Here is an 18,079-nt window from a genome sequence, read left to right on the forward strand (position 1 = left end):
CCATCCGGCGCCCACTGTCCGCCGGATCGGGTCAGCCGTTCAGGAGCTCCTCCGGTTGCTGACGAAGCCCGCGGTCGAGGCGAACGCCGCGGCGACCGCCAGCACGGCGAGGAAGCCCGGGGCGGAGGCCCACACCGGCGTGGAGTAGCCGTCCGCGGTGGCGATCCGCTCCGGACGGTCCGCGTCGACGTAGACGGTGAGCTCCGAGCCGACCGGGAAGGTGTCGATCACCCACGGATACCGCAGGTCGGCGCTGCGGGTGGTGCCCTGTACCGGGTAGTCGACGGTGTACCAGTGGTCGAACTCGTCCTCGTGGTCGGCGGTGACCACGGCCCGCACCTGATGGCCCTGGTCGACGATCCGGCCGCGCTGGTGGTCGTCGACCAGGAAGACGCCGGCGGCGAGCAGGCCGAGGACGGCGGCGACCGTCAGGCAGCCCGCGGTCCAACGGGTCGAGGTCATCGGCATGCCCCTTCACGTGGTCGATCGCGTGGTCGATCGGTCCCCACACTGTCCTCCGGCCGCGCAAGGGCCGAGTCGCACCCGGCCGCGATCCGCGCCCGGCCGCTGCTTCTACCCGACCGCGGCGCGGAACACCTCGGCGGCGCGGGCGGCGACCTCCCGGTCGGTGCCGGTCCACAGGTCGTCCAGCCACGGGCCGGCGAACAGGCCGACCAGGGTCGGGACGCCGTCGGCGGCGCTGGCGTCCAGCCACTCGCTGATGCAGAGCTCGGAGGGACCGTGCACCCGGTAGTAGCCGTGCTCCGGCCAGAACCGCCGGTCGAACCGCAGGATCACCTTCTCCACCCGGCCGGCGCCCAGCCGCGACAGGGCGGTGCGGTGCGGCTCCGGCAGCGGCGGGTCGAAGGTGATGGCGCCGGCGGCCAGGACCGGCACCGGGGCCGTCACGATGGCCGCGTCGGCGCGCAGGGTGCCGGCGTCACCGGTCAGGACCACGCCGTCCGGCAGGGTCAGGAGGTGGCGGGCCGGGTGCCGAAGACGTACGTCGATTCCGGTCGCCAGGTGTCGAACGAGCAGACGGTAACCGCCGGCGATCCAGCGGTCGCCCTCACCGACGCCCGGCTCGAAGCCGTGCCGGGCGCTCAGCCAGGACAGCGGGGCGCCGGCGTCCATGACGATCTCGGCGGCGACGAAACGATGGATCTCCGCGGCGGTCCACGGGGCCGGATCGCGCAGCCAGGCGTCGAGCACGTCGGCGATGCCCGCGTCCGGCGCGGCCGAGGCCAGACGCCGGCGCAGATCGTCCTCGAGGCCGTCGGGGAACGGCTCGCCGCGCAGCACCAGCGGATCGTTGAAATCGGTCACGATCATGGTGAGACCGAGGTCCTCGGCGATCCGCGCGAGGACGTTCTCGTCGTACTGCTGCAGCCAGTTGGCGCCCAGATCGAAGGCGCCCCCGGCGACGTCGACCCCGGCTGTCCGGCCGCCGATCCGGTCCCGCGCCTCCCAGATCGTCACCTCGACGCCACCATCGGTGAGCGCGCGGGCCGCGGCCAGGCCGGCCATCCCGGCGCCGACCACCGCGACGCGGGCATGCCCCCGATCCGCGGCCCAGGCGGCCGCGGCAAGGCCCTGCTCGTACGCGCCATGGGTCATCCCGGCGCGCGTCGCGTGGGTGGCCTCCCCCGCGATCCGCACCCGGCCGCCGATCGGCGTGCCGAGCGCGACCCGGTCCCGCGGGCCGCCGTGCCGGCCGATCAGGCTCCACGAGCCGAGCGCCCACGGATCAGCGCCCCACCGGGACACCGCGGAACCGAGCAACTGCACCGGATGCGACATGGGCGGCAGGGTACCGCCCGGTCCGTGACCTGCGACGACAGGATCAGGCGGCGTCCCGGTGGAGACGGCGCTCGTTGATCTCCCACTCCATCACGTAGCGGCGGATCGCCCGGGCCGCGCTTTCCCGCGGGTCGAACGTCAGCACCACATGCCGGCCCGGATCGCCGTACGGGGCCTCGCGGACCGACAGGATCGTGCCGCTCACCTCGATCGTGCCCGCGGCGCCGAGCGTGACGGCGGCCGCCATCCGCCCGCCCGCGGCCAGCGCCGCCGGCTCGTCGATCCAGCAGCGCAGCCCGCCCTCGCTGATGTCCAGCAGGGCGCCCTCGATCTCACCGTCGTCGGTGGTCAACCGGACGGCGGCGCCACCACCACCGCGGACGAACTCGCGGCGGTTGCTGTGCTGCGGGAGCCCCGCCGCGGTGAGACTCCACCGGAACGGCGCCTCGTCGGAGACCGCGACCAGCCGGGCCGGGAGCACGATCCGGGTGCTCGGCGGCGCCCAGAAGACGTCGAACTGCTGACCGGCCGAGATCACGACCGGGCCGGCGGTCTCCAACGGCGCGGCGACCGTGAAACGGTCACCGTCCACCGCCTCGAGGCGCGACCGGAAGTTCATCCCCTCACCGAGGACGAGAAACATCGGCGTGCCGACGGCGGGCAGCTCGACGGTGGAAGAGACCGCAGCAACCATGATGGAGACACCTCGCGAGCCGGGTGGAATGGGTTCGGCCCCTCCATTCGGTCGGGTCGGCCCGCACGTGAGGATCCCGGTGCCGCCGCGGCGTGAGATATCTCATTCACCAGGGCACGACACCGCCGTCGTCGAAGAAGCCGCCGGTCGGACCATCGTCCGGGAGCGTCGCCAGGCGGATCGCGGTGGCGGCACCCTGCTGCGGGGTGCGGTGGCCGCGGAACCCGTTCAGGTCGGTGGCGCAGTAACCCGGGCAGGCCGCGTTGATCAGGATGCCGGTACCGGCCAGCTCCTTGGCGTACTGCAGGGTGACCGCGTTCAGGAACGACTTCGACGGCGAGTACGCCGCGCTGATCGGCCCGGTCTCGGCGCCCGGCGTGGACTGCCGGGTCAGCGAACCGACGCTGCTGGACACGTTCACGATCCGCGGCGCCGGCGACCGGCGCAGCAGCGGCAGCATCGCGTTGGTCACCCGGACCACCCCGATCACGTTGGTCTCCACGACCGTGCGGATCACGGCGGGATCGACGACCGTCGGCTCCTGCGGCCGCCCACCGGTCACCCCGGCGTTGTTGACGAGTACGTCGAGACGGCCGAACCGCCGCTCGACGAGTTCCGCCGCGGCCACCACGCTGCCCTCGTCGGTCACGTCCAGCGGCACGCCGACCGCGTCCACCCCGGCCGCCCGCAGCTTCGCCACCGCCTCCTCGCGCCGCCCGGCATCCCGCGCACCCACCGCGACGGTGTGCCCGAGCTCGCCCAGGCCGGCCGCGATCTCGTACCCGATCCCCTTGTTCGCGCCGGTGACCAGCGCGACCCTCGTTTCGCTCATGACCCGATCCTGTCCGCGCCGGCGGCCGGGGCCCAATACCGATCGGGTGGCGGGGTCATACCCTGTGGTCATGGAGACGCGGGAGCTACGGTATTTCGTCGCGGTCGCCGAGGAACTCCACTTCGGCCGGGCCGCCCAGCGCCTCGGCATCGCCCAGCCACCGCTGTCCCGCGCGATCAGCCGGCTGGAACGCCGGCTCGGCGTCACCCTGCTCGACCGCGACCACCGCGGCGCCGCCCTCACCGAGGCCGGCGCGGTGCTGCTCCGCGAGGCCCGGGTGGCGCTGGACGCGGTCGAGGCCGCCGAACGCCGCACCCGCCGGGCCGCCGCCGGACGCCCCGGACTGGTCCTGGTCACCAAGGCCGGAGCCACCACCGAGCTGCTGGCGAAACTCCTCGACGCATACGCCGCGGAACCCGGCGCGGTGCCCGTCGAAGTAGCCCTGTGCGGCATCGCCGAACAGGAACGCGTCCTGCGCGCCGGCCGCGCCGACGTCGCCCTGCTCCACCTGCCGTTCGACTCCACCGCGGGCCTCGACACCGAAGAGCTCGGCACCGAGAACCAGATCGCGGTCCTGCCCGCCGGCCACCCCCTGACCACCCGCCCGCACCTGCGCATGGCCGAGCTCCGCAACCTGCCCGGCCTGCCCCTGCCCCGCTGGCCACGCCCGGACGGCACCTACCCGGACGGTCCCGGCCCGGAGATCCGCGACCACGCCCAGCTGCTGCAGCTGGTCGCCCTCGGCCGCCTCTGCACGGTCCTGCCCGAGTCCGCCCGCCCCCACCTGCGCGAGGGCCTGGCCACCATCCCGGTCCTGGACGCACCCCCGGTGACCACGGTGATCGCCTGGCCGCCACACAGCCGCTCCCGGCCACTGGCCACCCTGATCCACACCGCGACCCGCCTGCACCAGGCAACGATCACCGGGCCGTGAGTCCGTCCCCCCGCGGCAGGGAGGGAATCGCTGTTCCGGCCGGGCGCCGGCCAGGGGCCGTGCCCGTCGTGCTGTCCAGAGCCGGCTTCGGCTGTCGGCGGCAGCCCGCGGACCGTCAGGTGGTGGGCACCCAGAAGCGCAGCTTCTCGGCGCGCTGATCCTCGAAGACGCCGCCGTTGGCTTCGATGACCCTGCGGGAGCCGACATTGGTGACGTCGCAGGTGACCAGGGCGGAGCTGATGCCGAGCGCGCGTGCCAGCGGGAGGGCGGCGCGCAGCATGGCGGTCGCGTGGCCGCGGCGCCGGGCGGAAGGTCGCACGTCGTAGCCGATGTGACCGCCGAAGTCGAGCAGCTGCGGGGTGAGGCGATGCCGGATCGCCAGCCGGCCCAGGTACTCGTCGCCGTCGACCCACCACAGGGTGGTGGAGGGCACGAACCCCTCGGGTCGCGGGGTGTCCTCCACCGGCTCGGACAGCAGCCGGTCCACATAGGCGGCGAAGCCCTCCGGGGTGGGCCACCGGTCGCCGAACTCGCGCCACTCCCGGCCGATCATGGACTGGTCGCCGGGGCCGGCGCGCCCCTCGGCGCGGAACTCGGCCATGGCGGCGAGGAACGACTGACGTACACGCCCGGTGGGCGCGATCAATGCGGGCACACCGACATGATCCCGGAACCGGCGCCGCCGCCACATCCGGATTTCACCCGGGCCGCATCATCGCGAGAGGGAGAGCGGTGTGGCCCCGGACGTGTGCGGAACGGACACGAGGGCGGGCTGATCAGCCGGCTTCGGGAAGGCGTACCACCGGATCGCGACCTCCCGCGTGTCCGGGCCCGGCGCCGAGCGCAGCAGACAGTACCGGTTGCTGAGCTCCTGATACTCGCGGATGAAAGCGGCGAGCTCCGGGCCGCTGAGATGGGTGACGGCGCGCTCGCCGTGGCCCCACCGGCCGAACTCGGCGTGGTGCTCGACCGCCCAGGCCAGCAACTCCAGCTCGCTGCGGTACTTGGCGTCGAGGAACCGCAGCAACCGCTCGCGGTCCTCGCCGTCCCGGGCGGCCTCCAGGGACGGCAGCCGCAGGTTCTGATGGGCGGGCAGCAGCCACCGGCCGTCCCGCCGCCGGTCGACCAGGTTCAGCTGCTCGGCCTCGCGCAGTTGCAGCCCCACCTGCGCCTCGCTGACCCCGACCGCGGCGGCGATGGTGCGGCAGTCGGCCGGGCCGAGACGGTCCAGCGCGACCATCGTCCGGTCGAATTCCGGATCCTCCCGGGCCCGCAGGTGGCGCATCGTGAGCTGGGTGTGGCGCATGCCGCCGCTGATCAGCCGCCGGGCCCAGACCAGTAGCAGAATCCCGAACGGGACCTCGACCAGCAGCGCCAGCACCACGCTGACGGCCAGGTCGGACGACGCCCAGTCGAGCGAGATGTCGAACCAGGCGTCGCAGAACAGCAGCGCCGCGGTGGCGGACAGCACCGGAACCGCGGCCGGACGCCGGCGCAGCCCGAGCCGCAGGCTGATCGCCAGGCAGGCGGCCAGGGCGAGGTCGAAACCCACCCATGTCGCCCGCCACTGGCCGGTCGCATACCGGTCCGGCAGGGTGTCGGCGAGATAGACGCTCCACGGCACCAGCACCACGGCGGCTGCCCCGATGATCAGTAGCACGAGTCGGCGGGTCACCTCGAAACCGTAGGCGCGACGCGGCTTCCCGGTCATCGGGGTTCACCCCGACCGCGGAGATTAAGGGGATACTCGGGGTGTGAGCGAGCTGCTGGACATCCGCCGGATCTATGTCGAGCCGGCCGCCGCCGAACTGCCCCGCGGCAAGGAGATTCTGGCCCGGTTTCCCGGGGCGCAGCTGGTCGAGGTGGAGTCGCACCACCGGATTCCGGAGCTCTACGGGGATGAGACGAACGTCAACCGGTGGGTGCGGATCAAACGGGAAGCGCTGGTGCTCGGGGTCAAGAAGACGCTGGCCGCCCGGCCGAACGGGCGCAGCGCCGATTTCATCGCCCCGTCCACCGCCAACGGGTGTGCGATGGCCTGCGCCTACTGTTACGTGCCGCGGCACAAGGGCTACAGCAATCCGATCACGGTCTTCGCCAACATCGACAAGATCACCGGGTACGTGGCGCGGCACGCGAAGCGCCAGGGCGTCAAGAGCGCGCCGAACGAATGTGATCCGGTCGCCTGGGTCTACGACATCGGGGAGAATTCGGATTGCAGCGTCGACGCGCGGATCAGTGACAACGTGCGGGATCTGGTCGAGTTGTTCCGCTGGCTGCCGACCGCGAAGGCGTCGTTCGCCACCAAGCACGTCAACCGGGACCTGCTCGGCTGGGATCCCCAGGGCCGGACCCGGATCAGATTCTCCCTGATGCCCGCGAAGGATGCGAAGGTGCTGGACATCCGCACCTCGCCGGTGGCCGAGCGGATCGCGGCGATCGACGATTTCGTGGCGGCCGGCTATGAGGTGCACGTCAATTTCAGCCCGGTCGTCGTCCGCGACGGATGGCTGCAGGATTGGGCGGAACTGCTCGATCAGCTCGATGCCGGAATCGGCGATGCGGCCAAACGGCAGCTGGCAGCCGAGGTCATTTTCCTGACCCACAATCGGGAACTGCACGAGGTGAACCTGGGCTGGCATCCGAAAGCCGAGGAGCTGATCTGGCGGCCGGAGCTGCAGCAGCCGAAACGGTCGCAGAACGGGTCGTGGAACGTGCGGTACCGGACCGGGGAGAAAGGAAGATACGTGGCTGAGCTGGTCGATCTGATCGGTGCGCGCACGCCCTACTGCCGGGTCCGCTACGCGTTCTGAGGACGCGGGGCTGCCGACGGCGTACCGCCGCAATCGGAAAAGCCGCCACGGTCCGTTGCCGGATCGTGGCGGCTCGTGGCCGGTGACCGTCTAGACCGCCTGCAGCTCCTCGGCGGCCTGCTCCGGGGCCTTCGGTGCGTCGGCGAAGCCGCGCAGCGGCACGTGGCGGATGAACAGCGCCACCACGATGCCGGCCGCGGCCGCGACCGCGCCCCAGGTGAACGCGGCGCCGATGCCGTCGGTGACCGCCTGGGCGAACAGGTGCCGCACGTTGTCCGGCAGGGCCCGCAGCATGGCCGGGGTCATCCCGGCGGCCGAACCGGTCGGCACGCCGCCGCCCAGCGCGTGGATCAGGTGGTTGGTGTAGAGCGTGCTCAGCAGCGAGACGCCGAGCGAGCCGCCCATGTTGCGCAGGAAGGTGGCCGCGCCGGTCGCCGCGCCGATCGCCTGGATCGGGGCGCTGTTCTGCGCGATCAGCATGGTGGTCTGCATCAGGCAGCCCATGCCGGCGCCGAGGACCGCCATGAACAGGCCGGTGGTGAACCGCGAGGTGCCGATGTCCATGGTGGCGAACAGGGCGAGGCCGGCGGTCATCAACACGGTGCCCAGGATCGGCAGCGCACGGTAGTGGCCGGTGCGGGTGATCAGCTGACCGCCGACCAGCGAGACGACCATGGCGGACAGCATCATCGGCATCAGCAGCAGGCCGCTGTTGGTGGCCGAGGAACCCTGCACGTACTGCTGGAACTGCGGGAGCAGGGTGATGCCGCCGAACATGGCGAAGCCGACGATCAGGCTGAGCGCGCCGGCCAGCGCGAAGTTGCGGTTGGCGAAGACGGACAGCGGCATGATCGGCTCGGCGGAGCGGCGCTCGACGACGACGAACGCGACGAAGGCGACCACCGCGAGCGCGAGCAGGCCGAGAATCTGCGCGGAGGCCCAGGCGTACTGGCTGCCACCCCAGGTGGTGATCAGCACCAGCGCGGTGATCCAGACGCTGAGCAGGGCCGCGCCGAGCCAGTCGATGCGCACCGCACCCGCGCCGCGCGGAAGCTTGGCCAACACGAACCAGCAGACACCCAGCGCCACGACGCCCAGCGGCAGGTTGACGTAGAACGCCCAGCGCCAGTTGAGGTGGTCGGTGATGAAGCCGCCGACCAGCGGGCCGCCGATCATCGCGACCGGCATGACGGCCATCATCACGCCCTGGTACTTGCCACGCTCGCGGGGCGGGATGATGTCGGCCAGCACCGCCATGACGCCGACCATCAGGCCGCCGGCGCCGAGACCCTGCAGCGCCCGGAAGCCGACCAGCTCGCCCATGTTCTGCGACATGCCGCACAGCGCCGAGCCGAGCAGGAAGATCGCGATCGAGCTGAGGAAGGTGATCCGGCGGCCGAGCAGGTCACCGAGCTTGCCCCAGATCGGGGTGGCGACCGTGGAGGCCAGGATGTAGCCGGTGGTCACCCAGGCCAGGTGGTTGAGGCCGTGCAGCTCGCCGACGATGGTCGGCAGGGCGGGCGCCACGATCATGTTGTCGAGCATGGCGAGCAGCATCGCGATCACGAGGCCGCTCATGGTCACCATGATCTCTCGATGGGTGAACCGGGTGGGTGGGGTCACGGCTGACTTCTTTCGGTATGGTTGCTGCGTAGCCTACCGGCCGGTCAGTAGTTTACTTGCCGCACGGTAAGCTGGCAAACCCCGAGGTGAGGACGGTCATGGCGACATCAGGACAGCGGCGCGGCGCCGACACCAAAGCGGAGATCCGCAGGGTGGCCATCGAGCTGTTCACCGAACGCGGCTACGAGGCGACCAGCCTGCGGGAGATCGCCGAACGGCTGGACATCACCAAGGCGGCGCTGTACTACCACTTCAGCAGCAAGGAGAGCATCGTCCTGTCGATCTTCCAGGCGCACCTGGACGCGCTCGACGAGCTCGTCGACTGGGCCCGTGAGCAGCCACCCGGGCCGGAGCTGCGCGCCCAGGTCGTCGACCGGATGGTCGAGCTCGGCGTCGGCAGCGGCATGGCCGCCATGAAGTTCGCGATGGCCAACCAGCACGTCGTCCGCGACCTGCACCAGCAGCAGGGGCGGGAGAACGCGTTCGGCAAGATGACCGAACTCTTCGACATCGTGACCGGCCCGGACGCCACCGTCGAGGAGACGCTACGGGTCCGCTCGGCGCTGCTCAGCGTCAACATCGTGCTGATGGCCTCGCGCGGCCTGCCGGTCACCGACACCGAACTCGCGGCGGTCGCCCGCAACATCGCCCACAGCCTGATCGCCCCCGGCCCGGACCGGCCCGGCGCGGTACGCGACGACGACTAGCCACGCCGGCGCCACGTCGATCATCCGGTGTGCTGCGCGTCGCCGGCCACCAGCCGGCGGAACCGCCGAGCGTCGTCGGCCCGCGCCAGGTTGTTGAACATCACGTACGCCGGCCCGCCGTCCACCATGGCGGCCAGCCGCGCCAGCTCGTCATCGGTGTGGACGTGGCGGGCGCCGGTCACGCCGTGCAGCCGGTAATAGGCCGTCGGCGTCAGACTCGGCCGCAGGAACGGGTCGGCGGCGTGCGTCAGATCGCCGGCCGCACAGATGTCCCGGACCAGGTCGTCCGGCCACGGCCCGCGCGGCTCCCACAGCAGTCGCACCCCGTCCGGCCGCGGGGCCCGGGCGAGGAATTCCCGCAACCGGGTCACGGCGGGCTCGGTCGGCCGGAAACTGGCCGGGCACTGCAGCAGGATCGCGCCGGCCCGCAGCAGCGACGCGCACCGGACCGTGGTGTCCCAGGCCCGCGCCACCACCGGTGTCCACCGGAACCCGCCGACCTCGGCCCGTTCCGCCTCGCTCAGCGGGGTGCGCAACCGCCGATAGGTCGCACTCCGGGCCTCGTGCGTGATCAGCTGCCACGCTTTGACGACGAACTCGAACTCCCCCGGCACGGTGTCCCGCCACCGCCGCAGGGTGCTCTCGCGGGGCGGCTCGTAGAAGGTCTGCTGCACCTCCAGCACCGGGAAACGCTGCGCATAGGAGGCCAGCGCCATACTCGCCCCGCACAATCCCACCCGCACCCCCGCCATGCCGGATCCAGTACCCACCCCGGCCCCCGATCAGCGCGCCGCCGAAGGAAAATGGCGGCGGCCCGGCAGCCGGTGAGCCACTGCCGGGGCGGGCGGTCACCCGGGCGGGTGGTGGAAAGCGCGGCGATCGGAGATCGTGAAGGCATGAGTCTGCTGCGAACTCTCGGACAGGTCGGCCTCGGCGCGGTGCTCCTCACCGCGGGCGCCGGGCATCTCACCACGAAACGGCAGGAGTTCCAGGCGCAGGTACCGTCCTGGTTCCCGGTCGACCCGGACCGGGTGGTGGTGGTGTCCGGGGTGGCCGAGCTGGCGCTGGGGACGGCGCTGCTGGTCACCTGGCGTCAGCCGGCCCGGCGGCGGCTGGGCAACGTGGCCGCCGCGTTCTTCGCCGGGGTGTTTCCGGGCAACATCGCCCAGTTCGTCGAGCGCAAGGACAGCTTCGGCCTGGACACCGACCGCAAGCGGGCGGTGCGCCTGCTCGGTCAGCCGGCGCTGATCGCCTGGGCCCGCGCCAGCACCCGGTGAGCCTCCTCTAGAGGCCGGTCACCGACCGCGTTGCGGTGTCGTAGCTGCGCGCCGCCACGAACTCTCCGCGCACGTCCGCCGGAGTGATCGTGGCGGCCGCCGCCGCGGGAAACCGGAGTGCCAGGCTGACGTGCGGAATCCACCGGTCCGGCGGCGGCCACGCCTGCGGCAGCGCCGACCACACCCGGAAATGCAGTTCCCTCAACTCCTCGGTCGGCGTCACCGCCCAGACCAGCGCCCTCCCGAGCATCCGCACCGGACCGAGCGCGGCGGCCACCGGCAGGTCCAGGTCGGGCAACCCAGCCAGCGACGCGGCGTTGACCAGGGTCAGATGCGGCCGGTTGGTGGGGTGCCGATGATCGGCGAGGCTGGGCAGGCCGGCGTCCCGCAAGAGCTCCCACTGCCGGCGTACGTCGTCTTCCCGTCCCGCATCGAGCAGCAGTTCCACGGTGTGCACGGCACTATGCGTACCGCACGCGGGCACGGGGAACGCGCCCGGCCGGCCCGCCGGGCGCGTTCCCTCCCCCGATGTGGCTACTGCCGGTAGACGCCGAATTCGTAGAGCGAGTAGCCGTACGCCGTGGCCCGCGCCGTGTTGGTGATCCGGACGTAGCGGCCGGAGCCGTTGATCGCCAGGTTGTCGAAGCCGCCGTCGCCGGTGGTGGTCGCGTAGGCCGTGGTCCAGGTGGTGCCGTCGTTCGACGTCTGGATCTGGTACGCCGTGGCGTACGCCGCCTCCCACGCCAGGTTCACGTGGTCGAACGACTGCACCGAGCCGAGGTCGACCTGCAGCCAGGCGGTGTCCACCCATTCGCTGGCCCAGCGGGTGCCGTAGTCGCCGTCGACCGCGTACGACGGCAGCTGGGGTCCGTTAATGCCGGTCGGCTGGTACCCGGAGGCGGTGGCGGGCCTGCCCTTGGCCAGGTTGGTGCCGGTCACGGTGGGCGGCACCACCCTGATCGACCGGGTTTCGATGCCGACGTTGCCCTGCCCGTCGAAGGCGTACACGTAGACCTTCCAGACGCCGAGTGTCTCGGGCGCCTTGACGGTGAACGATCCGTTGCCGTTGTCGGTGAAACTGACGTTGGTCAGGCCGGTGCCACCGCTGATGTACTTGTCGGAGTACATCAGGTTGTAGCGGATCAGGTCGCCGTTCGGATCCGTCGTGCTGGTCGTGATCGTGTAGGTGCCGCCGGCCGGTACCGCCGCCGGGTTCGACACGGTCATCGCGGTGATCTCCGGCGCGGTGTTCGCCAGGGCCCTGCCGGTGTACGCCTTGGCCAGCGCCCCGTATCCGAGCCGCCGCCACCCTCCGGTGAAGGTGTTCAGCCAGACGCCGCCGAAGTCGTTCTCCAGGCCGTAGTGGAACTCGGTCGCGCCGAGCGCCACCCCCGGATGCGCGGTGATCGCGTTCCAGCTGGCCGTGTAGCCGTCGCGTTTCTGCAGGTCGCTCGGCTCGGTCGGCACCCCGTTGGCGTCGCCCGGCACCTCCCATTCGCCGGCCGGGCCGCCCTCGGTGACCACGTACGGCTTGGTGTAGCCGCCGGCCACCCAGTCGTCGTAGACGTTGCCGATCGCACCGTACGAGTTGACCGCGAGCAGGTCGAGGTGGGGCGCGTACTGCCGGTAGTACGGCCACGCCCCGGTGTACGCGTCGGTCGAGGTAACCGGGTGGTTCGGGTCGGCCGCGTGGATCGCGTCGGCGAGCTGGTCGACGAACTTGGCGTAACCGACGCGCCGCGCCTCGACGTCGGCCGCGGACAGCCCGTGGTCCTGCATGGTGAGGATGACCTCGTTGCCGACGTCCCACATCAGCGTGCCCGGGTTGCCCTTGAGCGCGTTGACCTGGTTGACGATCGAGGTCTTCACCGAGTTCATGTACGCGGTGTCGTTGACGTAGTCGGCGCCCTGGTTGAGCCACTCCCCGACGATCACGTGGATGCCCTGCCGGGCCGCGGCGTTCAGCAGGATCGGGGTATCGGTGTCGTCGACGCCCCAGATCCGGATGGTGTTGACGCCCATGTTCTTCAGGTCGCGCAGGTAGCCGTCGGCGGCCCGGGCCGGCGGGCCGTAGGTCAGGCCCTTGATCTGGTACGGCTGCCCGTCGACGGTGAGCTTCCAGTTGCCCTGGCTGCCGGTCACCTTGACGACGCTGGGCCCGGCCGGGATCGCGGGGTCGGTCATGGCCGTCGGCGTGGTGCCGGTGGCCCGGGACACGGTCACCGAGTCGACGCTGAGCACGCCGCCCGGGGTCGTGTCGGCCGTCGGCGTGGTTCTGCCGGCGATCGCGTTCGGCAGCGAGCCCCCGATCGCCAGGTCGAGGCGCAGGAAGAAGCCGTGGTGCACGGCCGCGTTCCAGGCCGCGACGCCGACCTGCGACTCGCGCACCACCCAGCTCTGCCGCCCGTCGAGGTAGAAGCGGATCTCCTCGTCGGTCCTGGTCCGATCGACCACCTGCGAGTACTCGTGGTAGCCGGTCTGGCAGCCGGCGCAGGACGCGAAGCCGGAGTTGCGGCCGTTGTACTCGGCGCACGGCCCGTCGGGGGCGGTGCCGCAGTGCAGCGTCTGGGACAGCTGGCTGCGCCCGTTGACGTCGGTCATGATGTCGGTCTCGCCGACACCCGGCCAGTTGGTGTAGTTGCCGCGGTACGCCGCGCCGGTGGCTCGGAAGCCCGGCCAGTAACCCAGGCCGTTGGCCACGTCGGGCTGCCTGAGCACCGCGGTGAACCTGGTGAGCTGCCCGGCGAGCGGCTCGAAGTCGGTGCGCCGGGTCTCCAGGCGGCCGGAGGTCCAGTTGCCGGAAGCGTCGCGCAGCGCCCTGATCGCCAGATGGCCGCTGCCGTCGAGGGACACGTTCGCGGTGCTCGCGCTGGCCGTCTCGACCTCACCGGTGCCCCAGGCCGCGGCCCCGCCGGGGTAGGCGGTGCCGGTGCGCAGCAGCCAGTCGGCGGCGGACGGGGTGGTCCCCGACGTACCGTCGAAATCGTCCTGCCAGACCGTCGTGTAGTTCGTCGGATCCTGCGTGGGCGGCGTGCTCGGGGTGGTTGTCCCGCCGCCGGTGAGCACCTTGAACTCCCACAGCGAGTAGCCGTAGCCGGAGGCCCGCGTGGTGCCGTAGAGCCGGACGTAGCGGCCGCTGCCGCTGACCGTCAACGCCTCGGTGCCGCCGGCACCGTTGCCGGTGGAGAAGATGTCGGTCCAGGTGGTCCCGTCCGGGCTTGTTTGGATCTTGTACGCCTTGCCGTACGCCCCCTCCCACTGCAGCACCACGCCGCAGAGGGTCTTGGTGGCGCCCAGGTCGACACGGATCCACTGCGGGTCGCTGAACTGGCTGGACCAGCGGGTCCCGGTGTTGCCGTCGACCGCCTTGTCGGCGCTGACGTCCGCTCCCTCGACCGACGACGCGGCGGCCGGCTGGCCCTGCGCGGCGTTCGTCGTGCAGTCGGCGCCCGGCGTGCCGGTGCTGAGCGAGCCGTAGACCTGGAACTCGTACAGGGAGTAGCCGTAGCCGGAGGCCCGCGCGGTGCCGTAGAGCCGGACATAGCGCCCGCTGCCGCTGACGGTCAGCGACTCGGTGCCGCCGGCGCCGCTGGTCGTCGCGTAGATGTCGGTCCAGGCCGTCCCGTCGCTGCTCGTCTGAATCCGGTACGCCTTGCCGTACGCCCCCTCCCACCGCAGCTCGACCTTGCTGATCGTGGCGGCGGCGCCGAGGTCGACCTGGATCCACTGCGGGTCGGTGAACCGGCTGGACCAGCGGGTGCCGGCATTGCCGTCGAAGGCGTTGCCCGGGCCGACGTCGGCGCCTTCCTGGGACGAGGCGGTGGCCGGCCTGCCCTGCGAGAGCAGGGTGTCGGCGGCGTTCGCGGCGGTGGCCACCGCGACCGCGGCGAGGCCGAGCAGCAGCGCGACGACCGCGGCGACGAGGGACGGTCGGCGGCGTCGCGGACCGGACGCGGATATTTGACTCATGATCACCCCAACGGGGAATGTTGCGGACGGGGGCCTGCTCCGGAATCGAACAGGGAAAGCGCTCTCCAAGCGAGAGCGATTGTTTCTCTCGTGTTGCCGGACGTCAATACTCGGCATTGACATCACGGTTCCGGAACTGGAAACTCCGCGACGTGAGAACACGCCGCCGCCTCGGCGCCCTGGCGGCCGCCTGCGGGCTGGCCGCCGTCACCGCCTGCGGCTCCCCCACCGCTACCACCCCACCCGCCGGCCCACCGCCGGGCACCCCCGCGGCAAGCTTCGGCGGCACCGACATCGCCTGGATCCAGATCAACATCGCGATGGACGAGCAGCTGCTGCCGCTGCTCGCGCTGACCCCGAGCAACGGGGCGGACACCGGGTTACGAGCAGTATCTGACCAGGTCAGGGCGCTTTCCGAGAGGGAACTCGGCACGCTGCGCAAGCTGCACGACGAGGCCGGGCTGTCCGGCGGGAATCCGCACGAGGGGATGCCGATGCCCGGGATGGTGACGCCGGCGATGCTCGCCGCGGCGACCGGGCAGCACGGGGCCGCGTTCGACCGGACCCTCGGCGTGGCGCTGCGGGAGTACCTGGAGCAGAGCCGGCAGCTGGCCGGCAGCGAGCAGTCGGCCGGTGCGGAAACGCGCACGAGGGCACTCGCGGCGAGCATTCTGCAAAGCCGCGCGGCGGCGCTCGGGGCGCTCAAGAAATAGTGCTGAAAACGTACGGGAAAAATTCGTTGTCGATATTGCTTTTGACCGTCGGTGGAAGCGCCCCGGCCGAGGGCAGTCAATGCTGTCACCCCGGCCGGGGGCGGTCGGTGGGTTACGGGAGTTCGTAGTTCTCGTTGAGCGCGGCTCCCCGGTCCGGCTTGTACTGGTCGAAACCGCGCGGGTTGCACTGCAGCCCACCGTTGATGCAGTGCGTGGTCAGCGCCGCGAGCGTCGGCCCGTCCCAGGCGTTGAACACGTCGTAGTGGAACGAGTAGCCTCGCCCGCTCGCGAAGTGCACGTTGGCCATGGTGCCGCTGACCGGCCAGGCCATCTTGAACTCGATCATCGGCACCGCGACCGGGTGGTCGGCCGGGCAGACGCCGACGATCGGGTACGCCATGTGGCTCTTGTGGTCGGGCGTGTCCAGGTGGATGCCGTCCCAGCAGCTCGGCGCCTGCAGTCGGACGTTGAGCTGGGATCCGGCGACGCAGTTCGCCGGGATGTCCCAGTTGCGGGTGCTGTCGCCGCACTCGAAGCCTTCGACGGCGCCCGGGTTGTTGCGGAATTCGTCGATGGTCGCGTTCGGGCTGCCGACGACGTAGCGCAGCCCGGCCGGGAACGGCCGGACGCTGGTGTAGTCGAGCACTCCACTCTTGTAGTAGATGACCTGCGGGCCGTCCGGCTGCACCGCGGTGTCGCCGTTGAGCAGGGTCGGCATCCAGTAGCCGGTCTTGTCCCCGGGGGTGATGCAGGAGGTGCCTCCGGCCTGCAGCGACGCCAGTGTGGTGGTGGCGTTGGTGGTCCGGTTGCCCAGGAAGGTGTGTGAGTGCGAGGCCCCGGGCAGGCCGGGGAAGACGATCGGGTCGTCGGTGAGGTTCGTGCGGCTGACCGAGCAGTTCGCCTGGAATTCGTGGTGGGTGACCGGCGGGTTCTGTGCGGGCGGGGTCGCGGTGGACGGGATCACGCCGGTGACCGGCGGGTTCGCCATGATGTAGCCGGGGCCGTCGGTGGCCGGCGGGGTGACCGTCGACGTGCCGTAGACCCGGAATTCGTACAGCGAGTAACCGTATCCGGTGCCGCGCTGGGTGCCGTACATCCGCACGTACCTGCCGGTGCCGGTGACGCTCAGCGTCTGTGTGCCGCCGGCGCCCGTGGTGGTGCTGTAGATGGTGGTCCAGGCGGTCCCGTCGGGCGAGGTCTGGATCTGGAAGGACTTGGCGTACGCCGCTTCCCACTGCAGTGTGACCTGCGTGATCGTGGCGGCGGCGCCGAGGTCGACGCGCAGCCACTGCGGGTCGGCCCACTGGCTGCCCCACCGGGTGTCGGAGCGCCCGTCGACCGCGGCGATGGCGGGGGACTCGCCGTTCTCGACGGACGACGCGAGTGCGGGCCGGCCCTGCGACAGCAGGGTGTCGGCGGCGCTGGCCGGCTGGATGACAGCGACCAGCCAGGCGCCGGCCAGCAGCGCGGCGCTCAGGGGCGCCACGAGCCTGCGGAGCGTTCTTCTGTTCACGGGGGATCTCCCAAGGTTGGCGGACGATACGCTTGGAGAGCGCTTTCCAGTTTTCGAGGGTGTTACCACCGACGTCAATGGTTTTCCGTTCCGGAACGTCGAGTGCCCCTGTTTGTCCCGGTTCGATCAACGGCCGCGGAAAGCGCTCTCCAGCCGTGCTATAACTGCGGGCATGCAGAGCCAGCGGCTACCGACGCTCGAGGACGTGGCCCGGGTGGCGGGCGTCTCGAGAGCCACCGTCTCCCGAGTCGTCAACGGCGTCCGCAACGTCGACCCGCAGTTGCACGAGCTGGTCTGGAGCGCCGTCGAGCAGACCGGCTACGTGCCGAACAGGCTGGCCCGCTCGCTGGTCACCCGGCGCACCGGCACGATCGCCCTGGTCGTCTCCGACTCGGAGACCCACGACGACGACCCGTTCATGAGCCGCTTCTTCGCCGACCCGTATTTCGGTCGGGTCGTCGGCGGCCTGATGAGCGTGCTGCGCCCCGCCGCCACCCAGCTGGCCCTGCAGATGGTCGGCGCCGACGGTCACAAACGTCTGGTCGGCGATCTGCGCAACGGCCAGGCCGACGGTGCCGTGGTGCTCTCCCTGCCGGCCCGCGACCCGCTGCCCGGCCTGCTCGCCGCGGCCGGCATCCCGGCCGTGCTGATCGGCCGCCCACCCGAGCCGGTCCCGATCAGCTACGTCGACCTGGCCAACGAGACCGGCGCCGCGCTGGCCGCCGACCGCCTGGTCGCCCGCGGCTGCCGGCAGATCGCCATGATCTCCGGCCCCGCCGACGTCCCGGCCAGCCAGGACCGCGTCACCGGCTTCCGCCGTGCGATGGCCCGGCACGGCCACGCCTGGGTGCCCACCCTGGCCGGCAACTTCACCCAGGACAGCGGCGAGCGCGCGATGCGCGCCCTGCTGGCCGCCGAGCCGCACCTGGACGGCGTGTTCGTCGCCAACGACCTGATGGCCCTGGGCGCCCTGCTCGTCCTGCGGGATGCCGGCAAACGGGTCCCGGAGGACGTCGCGGTCGTCGGCTTCGACGACAGCAGCGCGGCGCTGGCCGCCCGCCCGGCCCTCACCACGGTCCGCCACCCACTGGAGGACATGGCCGCCGAGGCCGCCAAACTCCTGCTCCTGCGCATCGACGACCCGGCGGCCCGGGTCAGCTCGGTGATCTACGAGCCGACCCTGGTGCGCCGCCACTCCGCTTAG

The 18,079-nt window shown here is 71.4% G+C and carries 17 protein-coding genes; 6 read left to right on the forward strand and 11 right to left on the reverse strand.

Going from position 1 to position 18,079, the window contains the following annotated elements; genetic code table 11:
- Window positions 1-39: 39 nt before the first annotated feature.
- From ACSP50_RS24195 to ACSP50_RS24210, 4 genes are all read right to left on the reverse strand, one after another.
- Window positions 40-462, reverse strand: coding sequence for a DUF3592 domain-containing protein (locus ACSP50_RS24195; protein ID WP_014691911.1), 423 nt, complete (start codon window positions 460-462; stop codon window positions 40-42).
- A gap of 111 nt (window positions 463-573) precedes the next feature.
- Entirely contained in the window at window positions 574-1,800 is a 1,227-nt protein-coding gene (locus tag ACSP50_RS44865) for a flavin monoamine oxidase family protein (protein ID WP_014691912.1), read from the reverse strand.
- 43 nt (window positions 1,801-1,843) lie between these two features.
- Entirely contained in the window at window positions 1,844-2,494 is a 651-nt protein-coding gene (locus ACSP50_RS24205) for a flagellar brake protein (protein WP_014691913.1), read from the reverse strand.
- A 106-nt stretch (window positions 2,495-2,600) separates the two neighbouring features.
- The gene (locus ACSP50_RS24210) at window positions 2,601-3,326 is read right to left on the reverse strand and encodes an SDR family oxidoreductase (RefSeq protein ID WP_014691914.1); all 726 of its coding nucleotides are present in this window, start codon (window positions 3,324-3,326) and stop codon (window positions 2,601-2,603) included.
- 70 nt (window positions 3,327-3,396) lie between these two features.
- On the opposite strand from ACSP50_RS24210, the gene ACSP50_RS24215 reads away from it, so the two are divergent.
- Entirely contained in the window at window positions 3,397-4,260 is an 864-nt protein-coding gene (locus ACSP50_RS24215; protein ID WP_014691915.1) for a LysR family transcriptional regulator, read from the forward strand.
- A gap of 115 nt (window positions 4,261-4,375) precedes the next feature.
- Here the strand turns inward: ACSP50_RS24215 and ACSP50_RS24220 are convergent, their stop codons facing one another.
- Entirely contained in the window at window positions 4,376-4,915 is a 540-nt protein-coding gene (locus tag ACSP50_RS24220; protein ID WP_043515288.1) for a GNAT family N-acetyltransferase, read from the reverse strand.
- Between the two features lie 57 nt (window positions 4,916-4,972).
- Window positions 4,973-5,935, reverse strand: coding sequence for a hypothetical protein (locus ACSP50_RS24225; RefSeq protein WP_172898796.1), 963 nt, complete (start codon window positions 5,933-5,935; stop codon window positions 4,973-4,975).
- Between the two features lie 79 nt (window positions 5,936-6,014).
- Between ACSP50_RS24225 and ACSP50_RS24230 the strand changes: the two genes are divergently transcribed.
- Window positions 6,015-7,073, forward strand: coding sequence for a spore photoproduct lyase family protein (locus ACSP50_RS24230; RefSeq protein WP_014691918.1), 1,059 nt, complete (start codon window positions 6,015-6,017; stop codon window positions 7,071-7,073).
- 90 nt (window positions 7,074-7,163) lie between these two features.
- On the opposite strand, the gene ACSP50_RS24235 is transcribed toward ACSP50_RS24230, so the two are convergent.
- Window positions 7,164-8,696 (reverse strand): DHA2 family efflux MFS transporter permease subunit, encoded by a 1,533-nt coding sequence (locus ACSP50_RS24235; protein WP_043512073.1) that lies wholly within the window; start codon window positions 8,694-8,696, stop codon window positions 7,164-7,166.
- Between the two features lie 98 nt (window positions 8,697-8,794).
- Here ACSP50_RS24235 and ACSP50_RS24240 point away from each other — a divergent pair, with 98 nt between their 5' ends.
- Window positions 8,795-9,403 (forward strand): TetR/AcrR family transcriptional regulator, encoded by a 609-nt coding sequence (locus ACSP50_RS24240; protein WP_014691920.1) that lies wholly within the window; start codon window positions 8,795-8,797, stop codon window positions 9,401-9,403.
- A gap of 20 nt (window positions 9,404-9,423) precedes the next feature.
- Here the strand turns inward: ACSP50_RS24240 and ACSP50_RS24245 are convergent, their stop codons facing one another.
- On the reverse strand, window positions 9,424-10,155 hold the full coding sequence (locus ACSP50_RS24245; RefSeq protein ID WP_014691921.1) for a DUF72 domain-containing protein: 732 nt from the start codon (window positions 10,153-10,155) through the stop codon (window positions 9,424-9,426).
- 144 nt (window positions 10,156-10,299) lie between these two features.
- Between ACSP50_RS24245 and ACSP50_RS24250 the strand changes: the two genes are divergently transcribed.
- Complete coding sequence (locus ACSP50_RS24250) at window positions 10,300-10,680, forward strand: hypothetical protein (protein WP_014691922.1); 381 nt, start codon at window positions 10,300-10,302, stop codon at window positions 10,678-10,680.
- Between the two features lie 7 nt (window positions 10,681-10,687).
- Here the strand turns inward: ACSP50_RS24250 and ACSP50_RS24255 are convergent, their stop codons facing one another.
- Both ACSP50_RS24255 and ACSP50_RS24260 read right to left on the reverse strand, forming a co-directional pair.
- Complete coding sequence (locus ACSP50_RS24255) at window positions 10,688-11,137, reverse strand: 2'-5' RNA ligase family protein (protein WP_014691923.1); 450 nt, start codon at window positions 11,135-11,137, stop codon at window positions 10,688-10,690.
- A 77-nt stretch (window positions 11,138-11,214) separates the two neighbouring features.
- On the reverse strand, window positions 11,215-14,649 hold the full coding sequence (locus ACSP50_RS24260; RefSeq protein WP_014691924.1) for a discoidin domain-containing protein: 3,435 nt from the start codon (window positions 14,647-14,649) through the stop codon (window positions 11,215-11,217).
- A gap of 152 nt (window positions 14,650-14,801) precedes the next feature.
- On the opposite strand from ACSP50_RS24260, the gene ACSP50_RS24265 reads away from it, so the two are divergent.
- On the forward strand, window positions 14,802-15,362 hold the full coding sequence (locus tag ACSP50_RS24265; protein ID WP_014691925.1) for a DUF305 domain-containing protein: 561 nt from the start codon (window positions 14,802-14,804) through the stop codon (window positions 15,360-15,362).
- A gap of 112 nt (window positions 15,363-15,474) precedes the next feature.
- Here ACSP50_RS24265 and ACSP50_RS24270 read toward each other — a convergent pair whose 3' ends face one another.
- Window positions 15,475-16,875 carry a DUF1996 domain-containing protein gene (locus ACSP50_RS24270; RefSeq protein WP_014691926.1) on the reverse strand — a complete coding sequence of 467 codons (1,401 nt, stop codon included), beginning with the start codon at window positions 16,873-16,875 and terminating at the stop codon, window positions 15,475-15,477.
- Window positions 16,876-17,047: 172 nt separating this feature from the next.
- Between ACSP50_RS24270 and ACSP50_RS24275 the strand changes: the two genes are divergently transcribed.
- A complete protein-coding gene (locus ACSP50_RS24275; RefSeq protein WP_014691927.1) occupies window positions 17,048-18,079 on the forward strand; it encodes a LacI family DNA-binding transcriptional regulator in 1,032 nt (343 codons plus the stop codon).

Source organism: Actinoplanes sp. SE50/110 (genome assembly GCF_900119315.1).
Taxonomy (GTDB): domain Bacteria; phylum Actinomycetota; class Actinomycetes; order Mycobacteriales; family Micromonosporaceae; genus Actinoplanes.